14 protein-coding genes are annotated in these 14,825 nt (G+C 35.5%); 6 read left to right on the top strand and 8 right to left on the bottom strand.

Features of this window, described 5'->3' with window-relative positions:
* Positions 1–21: 21 nt before the first annotated feature.
* Positions 22–672: a class I SAM-dependent methyltransferase gene (locus tag DFQ08_RS04000; protein ID WP_245935362.1), complete on the top strand. Its 651-nt coding sequence runs from the start codon at positions 22–24 to the stop codon at positions 670–672.
* 14 nt (positions 673–686) lie between these two features.
* Here DFQ08_RS04000 and folK read toward each other — a convergent pair whose 3' ends face one another.
* The gene (gene folK / locus DFQ08_RS03995; RefSeq protein WP_114308486.1) at positions 687–1,835 is read right to left on the bottom strand and encodes a 2-amino-4-hydroxy-6-hydroxymethyldihydropteridine diphosphokinase; all 1,149 of its coding nucleotides are present in this window, start codon (positions 1,833–1,835) and stop codon (positions 687–689) included.
* Positions 1,836–2,136: 301 nt separating this feature from the next.
* Here folK and DFQ08_RS03990 point away from each other — a divergent pair, with 301 nt between their 5' ends.
* The 5 genes from DFQ08_RS03990 (at position 2,137) to DFQ08_RS03970 (ending at position 7,701) form a co-directional block, all read left to right on the top strand.
* Positions 2,137–2,841, top strand: coding sequence for a queuosine precursor transporter (locus tag DFQ08_RS03990; protein WP_114308485.1), 705 nt, complete (start codon positions 2,137–2,139; stop codon positions 2,839–2,841).
* Between the two features lie 157 nt (positions 2,842–2,998).
* Entirely contained in the window at positions 2,999–5,674 is a 2,676-nt protein-coding gene (locus DFQ08_RS03985) for an AsmA-like C-terminal region-containing protein (protein ID WP_114308484.1), read from the top strand.
* 110 nt (positions 5,675–5,784) lie between these two features.
* Positions 5,785–6,648, top strand: coding sequence for a sigma-70 family RNA polymerase sigma factor (locus tag DFQ08_RS03980; protein WP_114308483.1), 864 nt, complete (start codon positions 5,785–5,787; stop codon positions 6,646–6,648).
* Between the two features lie 219 nt (positions 6,649–6,867).
* Complete coding sequence (gene rpsU, locus DFQ08_RS03975; protein WP_114308482.1) at positions 6,868–7,062, top strand: 30S ribosomal protein S21; 195 nt, start codon at positions 6,868–6,870, stop codon at positions 7,060–7,062.
* 120 nt (positions 7,063–7,182) lie between these two features.
* Positions 7,183–7,701, top strand: a complete 519-nt coding sequence (locus tag DFQ08_RS03970) for a gamma carbonic anhydrase family protein (RefSeq protein ID WP_114308481.1) — start codon at positions 7,183–7,185, stop codon at positions 7,699–7,701.
* Positions 7,702–7,716: 15 nt separating this feature from the next.
* Here DFQ08_RS03970 and DFQ08_RS03965 read toward each other — a convergent pair whose 3' ends face one another.
* The 7 genes from DFQ08_RS03965 to porG form a co-directional block, all read right to left on the bottom strand.
* A complete protein-coding gene (locus DFQ08_RS03965; protein ID WP_114308480.1) occupies positions 7,717–8,067 on the bottom strand; it encodes a GTPase in 351 nt (116 codons plus the stop codon).
* A gap of 33 nt (positions 8,068–8,100) precedes the next feature.
* Positions 8,101–8,883 (bottom strand): glutamate racemase, encoded by a 783-nt coding sequence (gene murI / locus DFQ08_RS03960; RefSeq protein ID WP_114308479.1) that lies wholly within the window; start codon positions 8,881–8,883, stop codon positions 8,101–8,103.
* A 63-nt stretch (positions 8,884–8,946) separates the two neighbouring features.
* A complete protein-coding gene (locus DFQ08_RS03955) occupies positions 8,947–9,447 on the bottom strand; it encodes an OmpH family outer membrane protein (RefSeq protein ID WP_114308478.1) in 501 nt (166 codons plus the stop codon).
* Positions 9,448–9,481: 34 nt separating this feature from the next.
* The gene (locus DFQ08_RS03950) at positions 9,482–10,630 is read right to left on the bottom strand and encodes an OmpH family outer membrane protein (RefSeq protein WP_245935361.1); all 1,149 of its coding nucleotides are present in this window, start codon (positions 10,628–10,630) and stop codon (positions 9,482–9,484) included.
* 141 nt (positions 10,631–10,771) lie between these two features.
* On the bottom strand, positions 10,772–13,333 hold the full coding sequence (gene bamA / locus DFQ08_RS03945) for an outer membrane protein assembly factor BamA (protein ID WP_114308477.1): 2,562 nt from the start codon (positions 13,331–13,333) through the stop codon (positions 10,772–10,774).
* On the bottom strand, positions 13,305–14,045 hold the full coding sequence (locus tag DFQ08_RS03940; protein ID WP_114308476.1) for an isoprenyl transferase: 741 nt from the start codon (positions 14,043–14,045) through the stop codon (positions 13,305–13,307). Before DFQ08_RS03940 ends, bamA begins: the two co-directional genes overlap by 29 nt.
* Positions 14,046–14,735 (bottom strand): type IX secretion system protein PorG, encoded by a 690-nt coding sequence (gene porG, locus DFQ08_RS03935; protein ID WP_114308475.1) that lies wholly within the window; start codon positions 14,733–14,735, stop codon positions 14,046–14,048.
* Between the last annotated feature and the right edge of the window lie 90 nt (positions 14,736–14,825).

Below are 14,825 nucleotides of genomic sequence, written 5' to 3'. Positions count from 1 at the left end.
GCAAGACTATAAATAAAAGAAATGAAAACACCTTGGCCCACTAAAGCTGTCATGGAACAGATTTACGAGCAGCACCTTTGGGGCGGCAAAGACTTTGATTTTTATTCTGGAGAAGGCTCGCATCACACCGCCATTACCGAACCTTATATAGAGGCCGTGACCTCCTTTCTAAAAGCACATCATAACAACTTAACAGTTTGCGATTTGGGTTGTGGTGATTTTAATATTGGAAAACAGCTTATACCATACAGCAAGACTTATATTGGTATTGACATTGTTGAAAGCTTAATTGAAAGAAACAAAACTGTCTTTAAAGCTGAAAATTTAGAATTCCGCTGTTTAAACATTGTAGAGAATGATTTACCTGAAGCCGATTGCATTATCATTCGGCAGGTGCTTCAACATTTATCTAATGCTGAAATCCTTAAAATTGTTCAGAAATTAAAACGCTACCCCTATATTATCTTAACCGAACATATCCCACAAGGTGATTTTGAAGCTAATAAAGATAAAATTTCAAGTTTAGGAATTCGACTAAAGCAAAACAGTGGTGTTAACCTCTTAAAACCGCCGTTTCATCTTAACGTAAAGCATGTAGAGCAACTCACGGTAAGCCTTCCCACAAATCAAAAAGGACAAATTGTAACACTACTTTATCAAAACGAGGTCTAGCCTTAACGTGATTATTAAGATTGAGGTACAAGTGCCGCCTCACTAATTTGATTCAAAAGCCATAAATAATCTTCACGAGACTTTACAAAATCCTTATCAGAGATATCAATAATTTTCACGTTCATCTCTGGCTGGCTCTTCAAGAAATCGAGATAACCTGCATTAATTTTATCCAAGTAATCGTCTTTAATATCTTTCTCGTAATTACGTCCGCGTTTTTTAATATTGGCCTGTAAACGTTCTGTGTTTTGGTATAAATACACATACAAATCTGGTTTGGCAATATCTTTATAAACTTGGTAAAACAATTTTCTATACAACCTAAACTCATCTTCAGCCAAGGTAATTTTAGAGAAGATTAAGGACTTAAACACATCATAATCACTCACCATAAAATCCTTAAAGAGATCGAGCTGCGACAAATCATCACTGATCTGCTGATAGCGATCGGCTAAAAATGACATCTCTAAAGTAAAGGCATAACGCTCCGGTTCTTTATAAAACTTTGGCAGAAACGGATTATCTGCAAAGCGTTCTAAAATAATTTTAGCATTAAAATCTTTTGCAATCTTATGTGTTAAACTGGTTTTACCGGCCCCTATATTCCCTTCAATAGCAATATAATTATAGCGTTTAAAGCGAAACGAATCTACAGGGTTTTCAAGTTGATCATTAAGTGGTTCAATCACCGAAGGATCCTCACATTCTTCCCATAATTGCTCTAATGATTTTTGAAGCACAGGATGTTGAAAATCGGTAGTGATATCTCTTAGCGGCTGCAGCACAAATTTACGCTTGTGTAACTCGGCATGCGGAATCGTTAAGGTGTTCTCTTGAAGGATATCATCTTCAAAAAACAAAATATCTAAATCAATTTCACGAGAGGCATACCCTTCCGTTGTTTTAGATTGTCTTCCTAAAGCCGTTTCAATAGACTGCAAAGCCTTTAAAACCTTCTTGGGCTTTAATTCTGTTTCAACCGTGATGCAAGCATTATAAAAATCATCACCATCAAATCCTAAGGCTGGGGTTTTATATACTGAAGAGATCTTTTTAACCACACCTACATGCTCAAAAACAGCATCAATGGCCTGTTGCAAATACTGCAATTTCTGCCCTTTGTTACTTCCTAATGCGATGTGAATGGTTTTGCTTGGCTTCATAAATGGATGCCGTTTCTATGACGAATCGGGAGGGACAAAATAACTAAAACTAAACCTATTATGCTAATGATTTCAGCACTGTTCTTTCAAATAAAAAATAAAAAATTAAGACAAGGCTTTTAAAGCCTATAAAAAAGAACACCCCACTCAAACCCCTACCCACAAGGCTATCAACAAGATAAATCCTACAACTTTAGAATTTGACCCCAAGGAACAAGAACTCCGCATGAGTCACTTGGCCTAACGACGCACTGGCTCAAACAAATTCTTTATATTTACACCTCACTTCAATAGCATCTCAATGACATTAAGAGACAAACTTTTAGCACAACGCATCTATCTGCTACTTGCTGGTCTATTTATTACGTCTCTTGTTGTTTCAAATTTAATTTTTCAGAAATTCTTTTATTGGTACCCTTTAGATATAGAAATCTTTGGCACTAAATTATTTGAAATCTCTGTGGGGATTCTGCCCTACCCAATCACTTTTCTTATTACAGATCTTATCAGCGAAATCTATGGTAAAAAGCGCGCTAATGATATAGTGGTGGTCGGTATATTTGCGTCTTTATTTTCCTTACTCATCATTTATGTGGCGGCTCAGGTCCCGGCTACGGAATGGTCTTATGTAGACAATGAATTATTTTATACCGTTTTTGGAAACACAACCATTGCAGTGTTTGCGAGCATGCTCACCTATTTGTTTGCTCAATTTGTAGACATTCAGATTTATCATTTCTGGAAACGCCTTACCAAAGGCAAACATTTATGGCTTCGAAATAACTTTTCAACTTGGTTTTCACAATTTATAGACACCTTAACCATTGTTACGCTACTCTGTAGCTTTGGTATTATTGATTGGGACAACTTTAAAGGTTTGCTTGTTAGTGGCTTTCTTTTTAAAATGATTGTCGCTATATTAGACACGCCGTTTCTGTATTTAGGTGTGTTTCTATTCCGCAAGCGCTTCCACCTTAGAATAAATCAAGAAATAGATTTGCTTTAAGAGCACAATCTTCTATAAGCCCGTTTATAATAAAGACGAAACATTTTTTAGAGCGAATAAATCATTAAAATCTTCTTAAACTTCGTAAAACAAGCAACTTTTGTACAGAAATTTGCGTATATATTACAAATGAAAATTCAACAACTTAATAGACCTTATGAAAAAACTACTAAAAATCATTGGAATTATAGCCGTCTTATTTTTAGCCATTCTAATTGCAATACCCTTCGTCTTAGAATCTAAAATAGACAGCATTGTGCAAAATTATGCCGATGAAAACTTAAATGCAGATTTATCATTTGATGACATTAGTCTTAGTCTCATAAGTAGTTTTCCTAAAGCCTCAATCAGCGTAGACAATTTAAAGATTATAAACCGTGCGCCTTTTGAAGGTGAAACCTTAGCCACAGCACAGTCACTTTCGTTTGAAATGGGCATGATGCAATTATTAAATGGTACCGATACCCCATTAGAAGTCAATGAAATTATTGCTAACGAACTGCTTTTAGTGATTAAAACAAATAATACCGGAGCCGTGAATTACGATATTGTGAAGGAAAGTACAACCCCTGAATCAACTACCACAGCATCTGAAAGCACTGCAAGTTTTAGTTTTGATATTGAGCATTACGAGCTAAACAATAGCGCCTTTACCTATATAGATGACACTTCTAATATGGCCTTTTATCTTACTGAAATTAATCATTTTGGAACCGGTATTTTTTCAGGAAACACATCAGAGCTAGATACCGAAACAGAGGCTCATGTTAGTTTTGTAATGGACAGCACCGCTTATTTAAGTAATAATACCGTAAAGCTAGACGCCTTAATCGATTTAGATTTAGACCAACAGAAATACACCTTTAAAGAAAACAAAGCCTTCATCAATGCGCTGCCTTTAGAGTTTGACGGCTATATACAGTTGGTTGAAGCCGGACAACAAATAGACCTGAGTTTTAAAAATCCAGGCGCTACCTTTAAAGATTTCCTAGCGCTTATCCCAGAAGCCTACGCTAAAGATGTTGCCGATGTTAGTACTACCGGAAACTTTACTGTTAATGGCATCGTTAAAGGTTTAGTTTCTGAAGAAACCATTCCTACCCTAGATATTAATTTACTTTCTGAAAATGCATCTTTTAAGTTTCCTCAACTTCCTAAGAGCGTTAAAAATATTGGGATAGACGTTTCTATAAAAAACAGTACAGGGAATGTTGATGACACCTTTGTGAATATAGACAAATTTAATTTTCAGATCGATGAAGATCTTTTTAAGGCCAAAGCTTCGCTTAAAAATGTGACTAAAAACATGCTTGTGGCAGCTCAATTAGAAGGTGTTTTAAACTTAGGGCACCTGTCTCAAGCTTATCCTATAGAACTAGAGAATGAGCTCAGCGGAATATTAAAAGCCAATATGAGTACCTCGTTTGACATGGAAGCCATTGAGACCAACGCTTACCAACGTATTAAGAGTACCGGTGAAATAGGACTTTCTGATTTTGTGTTTTCTTCGGAAGAAATCTTAAACCCCATTCAAATCAACAGCGCCAACTTAACCTTTAAACCCGGAACCGTTAGTCTTAATAGTTTTGATGCCTATACCGGAAATAGTGATTTCTCAGCGACAGGAACCATCAATAACTTACTTGGTTTTATGCTAAGCGATAAAAACTTAAAGGGAAATTTCAGCTTAAATTCGAATACCTTCGCGTTATCCGATTTTATGACAGAAGAGACCACAACACAAGAAACTTCAGAAAACAACACCACAACGACTTCGGCTAATGCTGAAGCCCTTAAAATTCCGGCCTTTTTAGATTGTACCATTTCGGCTAATGCAAAAACAGTGGTTTACGATAACTTAAATCTAAAAAATGTAAAAGGGCAATTAGTCATCAAAGATCAAACGGCACGCTTAGAGAATATGACTACAGATATTTTTAATGGCCAATTAGGGATTACCGGAAATGTTTCTACCAAGGGCGAGAAACCAACCTTTGATGTTCAATTAGGAATGGAAAACTTTGATATCTCTCAATCTTTTTCAGACTTAGAAATGCTTAAAGCACTCGCTCCAATTGCCAAGGTATTACAAGGTAAATTTAATTCCACTATAGATATCAGCGGTTATTTAGATGATAGCTTTGCACCAGATTTAAGTACAATTTCTGGTAGTGCTTTAGCAAAAATATTAACGGATGAGATAAACACAAGCAATAGCCCATTACTCACCAGCTTAGACAGCAAATTAGATTTTATAGATCTTGAGGGTTTAAACCTGAAGGACATTGTAGCTAACTTAAGTTTTAAAAATGGTAATGTGGCCGTAAAACCTTTTACGTTAAGCTATAAAGACATTCCTATTGAAATTTCAGGATCACATAGCTTTAGTAATACTATGAACTATAATGCCGTATTACAGGTACCCGCAAAATATTTGGGTAGAGATGTAAATCAGTTAATCGGAAAAATTAACGATAGTGAAGTTAGCAACTTAAGCATCCCTGTTACGGCTAATATAGGCGGAACTTTTTCTAGCCCTAACGTGCAAACCGACCTCGCTTCTGGTGTAACCAATTTAACCAAACAGTTAATTGAAATTGAAAAACAGAAATTAATTGATCAAGGAAAAGACAAAGTTAAGAACTTATTAAGTGGATTGACCAACGGAAATAATAAGGACACTAAAACAGATTCTACGGCAACGGCAACAGAAACCACTGAAGATCAAACCACGAAAGATAAAGTAAAAGAGGGTGTTAGCAATATTTTAGGCGGACTTTTAGGCGGTAGTAAGAAAACAACCACAGCTCAGGATAGCACTAAAACCAATTGATGGTTGCAAAAAATAACAAATTTCATTCAAACTATGTTAATAAATCTATAATTTTTTGGAATTCTTAATAATTAGATTACATTGAAGGTTCACAAAATTTCAAAGAATACATGAGGCAATTAAAAATCACCAAGCAAGTTACCAACAGGGAAGACAAATCTTTAGATAAGTATTTACAAGATATAAGTAAGATTCCGTTGATAACTGCTGATGAAGAAGTGGAATTAGCACAACTTATTAAAAAAGGTGATCAAGCTGCATTAGATAAATTAACAACAGCCAATTTACGATTTGTTGTTTCCGTTGCTAAGCAATATCAGAATCAAGGTTTAAAACTACCCGATTTAATTAATGAAGGTAACGCCGGATTAGTTAAAGCGGCAAAACGTTTTGATGAAACAAGAGGTTTTAAATTTATCTCTTATGCCGTATGGTGGATTAGACAAGCCATCTTACAAGCCTTAGCAGAACAGTCGCGTATTGTGCGCTTGCCGTTGAATAAAATTGGGACTATTAATAAAATTAATAAAGCCTTTTCACATTTAGAGCAAATTAACCAAAGACCACCAAATGCTGATGAAATTGCCGGAGAACTTGACCTTAGTGTTCGAGAAGTAAAGCAATCCATGAAGAATTCGGGACGTCACTTATCTATGGATGCACCGTTAAAAGATGGTGAAACCTTTAGTTTATATGATGTTGTAAGTTCTGGAGAGTCTCCAAGACCTGATAGAGATTTAATGCGCGAATCTTTAAATGTTGAAGTTGAACGTGCCTTAGAAACCTTAACGCAAAAAGAGAGTGATGTCATCCGATTAAACTTTGGTATCGGTGATCAACCCCCAATGACTTTAGAAGAAATTGGAAGTATTTACGACCTAACGCGCGAACGTGTAAGACAAATTAGAGAAAAAGGGATTCGTAGATTAAGACATGCGAGTAAAAGTAAAATCTTAAAGACCTATTTAGGGTAAAGCATAGGCTTGGCCTTGTTATTTAGATAAGTTCTGAAAACAAAGCCCATACCCTAAGCATAGTACTTTCACCACGACGCTTTTAACTTTTAGTTGTAGTGAAATATGCAATTTTGAAAATAAATATTGAAAAGTTTCAATTAATTTTTTATTTTCAAATAGTTAGAGTATATTTGCCGACCATTTGCAAGAATTAGTTAACAAAAATATATCGATATAATGATTAAAATCGAAATTAAAGAAGGAGAAAATATAGAACGTGCACTTAAGCGTTACAAGCGTAAACACAGAAATGTGCAAATTATGCAGAACCTTAGAGAGTCTCGTTATTTCACTAAACCTTCTGTAAAGAGAAGAAGAGAAGTTCAGAAAGCTGAGTACATCCAAGGCTTAAGGGACGCAGAAAACGTATAGTTTTCTCATTATAGCATTTAAAAAAAAGAGTAGCCTACGCTACTCTTTTTTTTGCTTAAAATTGAAATAAAATTGGGTTTTAAGCTTTATCTTTAAGGGTCTATTTAAAACCTACCCATTATGCCACTTATAAAACCAGTACAAGGGAAACACCCACAAATTCCAGAAGATTGCTACGTTGCAGAAAACGCTACTATTGTAGGCGATGTTAGTTTAGGTAAACAGTGTAGTATTTGGTTTAACGCCGTAATTAGAGGTGATGTCCACAGCATTATTATAGGCAATAAAGTTAATATACAAGACGGTGCCGTAATCCACGCAACCTACCAAAAATCACCAACCACAATTGGAAATAACGTCTCTATTGGTCATAATGCCTTAGTCCATGGATGTACCATTAAAGATAACGTGCTTATTGGGATGGGAAGTATTGTTATGGACGATTGTGTTGTGGAGAGCAATAGTATTATCGCCGCAGGTGCAGTGGTTACAAAAAACACCCATGTAGAATCTGGAAGTATTTACGCTGGTATTCCGGCAAAAAAAGTAAAAGATATCAGCGAAGATTTAATCTCAGGTGAGATTGATCGTATTGCTAATAACTATATAAAATACTCGAGTTGGTTTAAGGAAGACTAAGCCTTTCACCTCGGCTTATTTAAGCTCTTTTTCAAAGCTCGCTATCAATTCTTCTAAGGAAGCCATAGCATTTAAACGCTCCGCCTCTAAAAATGGCTGAAGGGCGTTATTTTCATGACGTAATATTATAGGATAGCTGAACTCTAAATTTGGATATTTAGCCTCAAACTCGTCCTTATGATAAAACTGCATGTCTACAACACTCTCTGCTCTAAAACGTTTCCAAAGCTTATGCTCTGTAAACAGGCCATGCGTTAGGGAACACAATTGGCAGGAATAGGTTGAAGGGCTCCAAATCTTATGGCCCATATCAAATAAACCATTCCATTTTCCGGAGTTCGCATTATAAACAAAAAGTAACGTCATGCTTCCTTAGTGTTACAAAGGACTAAAACCTTACTAAAAATCTAAATAAGAAACTTTATATTGATACTTAACAATAGCTTCTAAAATCGAGGTATCGCTATTTGAGAACAACTGAATATTTGGTTTCTGTGTGTTACTTGATAATAAGTTTTCTTGTGCCAACACTGCCTTAGTTTGTTGGGCCACAGCTCTACCCGAATCTATAATCTTGATATGGCTAGGCAGCATTTTAGAGAGTGTAGGAATTAAGTACGGGTAATGCGTACAACCAAGGACTAAATAATCTATATCCGCCTCTAACATGGGCTTTAAATAGATTTCTAATAATGCTTTCATTTCATCAGACTCTAACCTCCCGGTTTCAATAAGGGAAACAATACCATCGCCTACCTGTTCAATAATTTTAATTCCTTTAGAGTAAAGATCTGTTGTTTTATGAAACAGCTGACTACTCAACGTTCCCTGTGTAGCTAAAATTCCAATAGCTTTAGTTTGGGTATTTAGGGCCGCCGGTTTAATAGCGGGTTCAATGCCAATAAAAGGCAGCTTATAAGTTGCCCTTAAATACGCAATAGCATTGGTAGTTGCCGTATTGCAAGCCACAACAATAATTTTACAACCTTGATCTATTAAGTATTCCGTGTTTTTAATACTTAAACGAAGAATATCTTCTTTAGAGCGGTTACCATAAGGGGCATTTTTACTATCGGCTAAGTAAATACAAGATTCATAAGGCAATAAGTCATGGATTTCCTTAAAGATGGAGGTTCCACCAATGCCCGAATCAAATAGTCCTATAGCTTGCTTATTACTCATGGGTACAAAAATAAAAAGTCGCTTAAGTTTAAGCGACTTTCTAAATATTTATTTTAATCAGGATTACATTCCTAATTGTTTTTTAACATCTGCCATAAGGTCTTTACCATCGGCAACGATTAACATTGCAGCATCTACAACGTACTTAATTCCTTGCGCTTTAGCAACGGCTTTAATCGCGTTATCTGCTTTAGCAACGATAGGCTTTAAAAGGTTAAATTCTTTTTCCTGTAAATCCTTTTGTGCTTGTTGCTGAAACTCACCTAAGCTCTGCTTAATCCCTTCAACCTCTTGCATACGCTTCATGTTTTCTTCTTCAGTCTTAGATTCTGCCTCAGCATTGTATTGCTTTAACTTCGTATCCAATTCTTTAATTGAAGATTGTATTTGCGCTTCATAGGTTTTCCCTAATTTTTCAATCTCAGCTTGTGCTTGAGCGTAAGCTGGCATTGATTTAATTAACTCTTGCTTATTAATATGGGCAACACTGCTTTGCGCTGAGCTAAAACTTGTAGCTCCGATAAAAAGTACTGCTGCAAATAATAAAGATTTTAAATGTTTCATTTGATTTAAATTGATTTTAATGTATTACTTGTTATTAATTATTGTCTTGGTTTTTCTTAGCTTTGGCTATAGAATCGCTTATTCTTACTTGTTCTTCGCGTTCTTTACGCGCTTGTAACCTTTGATTAATTATTTTTTGTTTACGCTCTTCTAAGGCTTTTTGGCGTGCTTCGCGTTCTTTTAATTTTTTAGCACGTTGTTCTGCGGCTAACTCTGCAGCTGTTTTGGGTTTCTCTGTTTTTACAGAATCCTTTTTAACAACCGCCTCTACTTTTGTACTGTCTGATTTTATCAGCTTCAAAGGAGTCGAAACACTATCCGTTTGTACGGTTTTAGAAGCAACCTCAGCATTTTTAGTACTTGAGTCTTCAGAAGTTTCCGTTCCATTTCTTAAGGCTTCTGCTTTAATACGACGTTCTTCAGCCTCTTTTCTTCGCTCTTCTCTTAAAGCTTCTTGTGCTTTTTTACGGTCTTCAATTGCTTTTTCACGCTCTGCGCGTTTAGCGGCGAGTTGTGCTTCACGCTCCGATTTACGATCGTCTAAGGCTTGTTGACGTTCATCTTTATCACTGTCTACATCAGGTACAACAGCCTCCTCCTCTAAAGCCTTTCGTTCTTTCTTATTCTTAGCCTGAGTACGTTTAGAGCTTCTGGTAATGGTTCTTAATACTTGCTCACTGATATCATAGCGTTCTGCGGAATACAACATCACAACATCTGCGGACTTATCAAATACAAAATCGTATTTTTTGGAATCGGCAATTTCTTGTACCGCTGCAAAAATTTGATCTTGGATGGGCTCAATAAGTTGGCGTTTCTGAATCATTAAATCTCCTTCTGGCCCAAAACGTTTTTGTTGGTAATCTAATACCTCAGCCTCTTCAAAAGAAATATCTTCAAAACGTTCGTCATATAATTCCTTTGTAAGAAGTACACTTTCATTGTCGAGCTCATTTTTTTTCTGCTGAATCGCTTTGAGCTTTTTTTCAATTTCAGACTTCCATTGCAGTACTTTTTTATCTAACTGTGATGAGGCTTCTTGATACTCGGGTACATTTTGTAAGATGTATTCGGTATCGATATAACCAATTCTAACGCCACGTTGTGCAAATACGCTAAAGCTAGTTAATCCTAATATGGTGAGTAAAAAAAGAACTTTAAATTTCATCATTTGTATTTTCATAGTTTGAGACAATTTAACCGTAAAACTAAATGGATTATCTACTTAGCAATACTAATCTTCAAATTTAACGAAATATAATCTTAAAAATTTTAACAAACTGATGAAATCCTTATTTTGATATTAGAAAATATCGTGCCAAACTTAAAATTGTTGTCCAATGATGAAGTGTGTTTCCCAATTTTTAACGGCCGTCCCGTAAGGTGACTCATCAAAGGCATGACCGAAATCAATTCCTAATAAACCGAATGCTGGCATAAAGATTCTAAGTCCAAAACCTGCAGATCTTTGAAGTTTAAACGGATCGAAATCTTTAAAATCATTCACTGAAGACCCTGCTTCTAAAAATGATAAGGCATAAATCTTAGCCTGTGCTCCTAAGGTAATAGGGTAACGAAGCTCTAAAGAAAACTTGTTGTAAATAGATCCTCCATCAGCATCTGATAACGATTGGTTAGGATATCCACGTAATTGCACTACTTCTCTTCCATCTAAAGAATAGTTGGCTAAACCATCTCCTCCTAAGAAGAAACGCTCAAAAGGAATAACACCACGGTCACTGTTATAAGCACCAAGGAATCCAAATTCTATACTAGGACGCAAGACTAACTTTTTCGTTAAGGCTTGGTACCAATCGGCCTTAAATTTAATCTTATAAAATTCTAACCACTTAAAACGTTCTTGGTCAATTTCAGAGATTCTTTCAGCAGTAGTATTGGAATCGGCACGCTCTTCAGCTAAAGCTTCATAATCTACACCGTTAACTAAAGAGTAAGGAAAAGAGAATTTTGCTGACACTGAGAAGTTAGAACCTCCTGTTGGATATATAGGATCTGTATAAAGGTTATTTCTACTTAAACCAATGGTATAAGATAAGTTGTTAGACGTCCCATCTCCAAAGGTAAATAAGCTTGTACTATAATTCTTTAAGTTATAATGTTGGAAACTTATGGCTTGAGATAATAAGAAGTAATCATCTGGCTCTGCTAGTCGTGTTGATAATCCAACGGTTAAACCGGTAATGTTAAAACTTTTACTCTTATCTGCACTTCCTGTTGAAGAATCATATAAAAACTGTCTTGAATACGAAAGTGACGATGATAATTGGTATGGTTTTTTACCTCCTAACCATGGCTCACTAAATGAGAAACTATAGGTTTGGTAGTACTGACTAGCCTGAAGTCTTAAGGCTAAACTTTGACCGTCACCACGAGGTACCGGCTTATAGGCATCTTTCTTAAAGATATCTTTAATCGCAAAGTTATTAAATGAAAGACCTAAAGTTCCGATAAAGCCACCGCCACCGTAACCCCCTTGTAGTTGGATCTGGCTAGACCCTTGCTCTACTACAGAGTATTCAATATCTAAGGTTCCGTCTACTGGGTTTGGATTTTTTACATTTGGTGCAATTTGCTGCGCATCAAAAAATCCTAATTGTCCTAACTCTCTAATGGTTCTGATAATTTCAGATTTTCTATAAAGTTCTCCTGGACGTGTTCTTATTTCTCTATAAATCACGTGATCATTAGTCACATCATTACCTACAACAGTAACATTATTATAGTAAGCTGGTTTTCCTTCAGAAATACGAATCTCCATATCGATAACATTACCTTCTGCACTAACTTCTACAGGGTTAATAGAAGAGAACATGTACCCCCAGTTTTGGTAAGCATTGGTAATATCATTAGCATCTGGATTAGAATTATCTGCAATACGCTCTCTTAATTCTACACCATTATATGTATCGCCTTCTTTTAAACCTAAAAGATTAGACAATTGTTGATCTGAATACACCGTGTTTCCTACGAAAGAAATTTTACCAAAGGTATACTTCTCTCCTTCTTCAACTTTAATATCTAGGCTAATGGTTTTATCATCGACATAAGAAATAGAATCTGAAATTATTCTTGCATCTCTATATCCATTTTCTTTATAGTAGTCAATAACACTAACAAGGTCTTCTCTAAAATCGTCTTCTATATATTTAGAACGTTTTAAGATACGAATAAAATTCTTTTGCTTCGTATGTTTCATCGCCTTACGAAGCTTCTTATCTGCTATTTTCTCGTTACCATCAAAATTAATAGACTTAATTTTTACCTTTTCACCTTGATCAAGTACCAAACGCATATTAACACGTTCTTTTTCTACAGAGTCTACCACTTCAGAGGTTGTAATTCTTACTTTAGTATTTAAATATCCTTTTTTACGGTACTTATTAGTAAGGTAATTTTTAGTCGTTGCAATAAGGTTTTCTGTTACCTTTTGTCCAGGTTTCAGCTTATTTTCATTGATAATCTCATCTTTTTTACCACGTTTAACACCTATAATGCTCAACTCTTTTAGCTCGGGTAAATCGCTAAGGTTTATTTCTAAATTGGCCGTATTGCCATCTATATTAGTGATATAAATATCAATACTACTAAACAAGTTAGACTTCCATAACGTCTTTACGGCATTGGCTATTTTTTCGCCTCCCACCTGAATTTCTTCATCCTTTCTTAATTTAGAATAGGCAATAATAGTTTGAGCACTAAAATTGGTGTTTCCGGTAACATTAATTTCCTTAATTAAATAGGTTTCTCCATCTTCTACTTGTCCATAACCACTAAGGGAAATTGTAAAAAGGAGTGCAATACAAATGCGTTGAATAAATGACGTCAATACTGCGTGGTTAGGTAAGTTGTTCGCTTGTTTTTCCAAATCTTCGTTCTCTGTTTTGATAATTTATAAGGGCCTCATAGAGATTTTCTTTTTTAAAATCTGGCCATAAAATATCTGTAAAATATAATTCTGCGTAAGCTATCTGCCAGAGCAAAAAGTTACTAATTCGTTGCTCTCCACTTGTGCGTATAAGTAGGTCTACATCTGGTAAATTTTGCGTGTAAAGATGCTTATTAATAATTGATTCGTCAATACTTTCAGAGGAAATTATATTATTTTTAACTTTAACTGATAATTCCTTAATAACATTAACAATTTCTTCACGAGAACCATAACTTAACGCCAAAGTAAGCGTCATATTTGTATTCTCCTTCGTTTTCTCAATAACATCTAAGAGTTCTTGGTGTGCCTTTTTAGGAAGATCTTTAAGGCAACCTATAGCATTCAGTTTAATATTATTGTCCTGTAAAGTTTTAATTTCTTTCTTTAAGGACTTTACTAAAAGTTTCATTAGGGTTTGTACTTCTAGCTTTGGTCGGTTCCAGTTTTCTGTTGAAAAGGCGTAAAGCGTTAAGTTTTTAATTCCTAATTCTGCGCTAGCTTCTACGGCTTCTCTTACGGATTTTGTTCCATTTTCATGACCAATAACTCGCAATAAACCTTGTTGTTTTGCCCAACGTCCGTTACCATCCATGATGATTGCTACATGGCTTGGTAATTTCTTTTTATTTATTTGTTCTTTTAAACTCATTTAAAAATTGCAATAGCAAGGCCTTCTTCCAAAGGTGTAAGTTAATGTAATTCCCGAAAACATATACCAATCATTATTATTCGTATTCCCAAAACTTAAGGTTTCGCGATCTTCTGAGTCAGGCACACTACCATCTAACTCATCAGAAAAAGTATAGCGTGCTCCTAGTTCTGCTGCCAAAATAAACTGATTGGCAATACGCGCTTTATAGCCTAGGGTCATCGGAATACCGAAAGCCCAACTACTTGTTCCTTCTGAAGTATAGGTTCCGTTAGAGGAAAAATAATAATTATCGTGATTGGTTATTGTTATTCCTGAATACAAATAGGGCGTTCCTTTAAATCCGGGCGTATGCAAATCAAACTCCACAAATGTAAATTCCATACCTGCTGATAGTTCTAACATATCTGTACTAAACTCGTAATCACGAGCTATTCGTCTCGGATCGTCAGATTCCGCATCAACGCCTTTAAGGTCTGAAAATAAAATTGAGGCTCTAAACGAATGCCTTGCACTTCTATTCCATTTCCCTAAGATCCCAATAGCAAACTGATTGGGCGCTATATAATCGGTTGCTCCAACATCACCTATAACGTTAGTTCCACCCGCAATGATACCAACCTCATAAATTTGAGCATGGGCATTTCTAGTGGCGATAGCACCTAATAAAAACAAAATAAAGTACTTCATAAAATTTTCAAAGTTTGCAAATATAACAATTCTGATTTGCGTACAGTCATCTGACGCAAATTTGGTCCTATAAATAAACTGTTTTTGAAA

This window comes from Winogradskyella arenosi, assembly GCF_003337305.1.
GTDB lineage: Bacteria > Bacteroidota > Bacteroidia > Flavobacteriales > Flavobacteriaceae > Winogradskyella > Winogradskyella arenosi.
The sequence above is the reverse complement of the archived record's forward strand: the minus strand, read 5'-3'. Positions and strand labels throughout refer to the sequence as shown.

What these genes read in the sequence shown, in the direction of transcription:
- murI (WP_114308479.1), bottom strand. Translation starts at nt 8,883, where the DNA reads ATGAGTAATAAGCAAGCTATAGGACTATTTGATTCGGGCATTGGTGGA.
- DFQ08_RS03985 (WP_114308484.1), top strand. Translation starts at nt 2,999, where the DNA reads ATGAAAAAACTACTAAAAATCATTGGAATTATAGCCGTCTTATTTTTA.
- porG (WP_114308475.1), bottom strand. Translation starts at nt 14,735, where the DNA reads ATGAAGTACTTTATTTTGTTTTTATTAGGTGCTATCGCCACTAGAAAT.
- DFQ08_RS03980 (WP_114308483.1), top strand. Translation starts at nt 5,785, where the DNA reads ATGAGGCAATTAAAAATCACCAAGCAAGTTACCAACAGGGAAGACAAA.
- DFQ08_RS03990 (WP_114308485.1), top strand. Translation starts at nt 2,137, where the DNA reads ATGACATTAAGAGACAAACTTTTAGCACAACGCATCTATCTGCTACTT.
- rpsU (WP_114308482.1), top strand. Translation starts at nt 6,868, where the DNA reads ATGATTAAAATCGAAATTAAAGAAGGAGAAAATATAGAACGTGCACTT.
- folK (WP_114308486.1), bottom strand. Translation starts at nt 1,835, where the DNA reads ATGAAGCCAAGCAAAACCATTCACATCGCATTAGGAAGTAACAAAGGG.
- DFQ08_RS03970 (WP_114308481.1), top strand. Translation starts at nt 7,183, where the DNA reads ATGCCACTTATAAAACCAGTACAAGGGAAACACCCACAAATTCCAGAA.
- DFQ08_RS04000 (WP_245935362.1), top strand. Translation starts at nt 22, where the DNA reads ATGAAAACACCTTGGCCCACTAAAGCTGTCATGGAACAGATTTACGAG.
- DFQ08_RS03950 (WP_245935361.1), bottom strand. Translation starts at nt 10,630, where the DNA reads ATGAAAATACAAATGATGAAATTTAAAGTTCTTTTTTTACTCACCATA.
- DFQ08_RS03955 (WP_114308478.1), bottom strand. Translation starts at nt 9,447, where the DNA reads ATGAAACATTTAAAATCTTTATTATTTGCAGCAGTACTTTTTATCGGA.
- DFQ08_RS03940 (WP_114308476.1), bottom strand. Translation starts at nt 14,045, where the DNA reads ATGAGTTTAAAAGAACAAATAAATAAAAAGAAATTACCAAGCCATGTA.
- DFQ08_RS03965 (WP_114308480.1), bottom strand. Translation starts at nt 8,067, where the DNA reads ATGACGTTACTTTTTGTTTATAATGCGAACTCCGGAAAATGGAATGGT.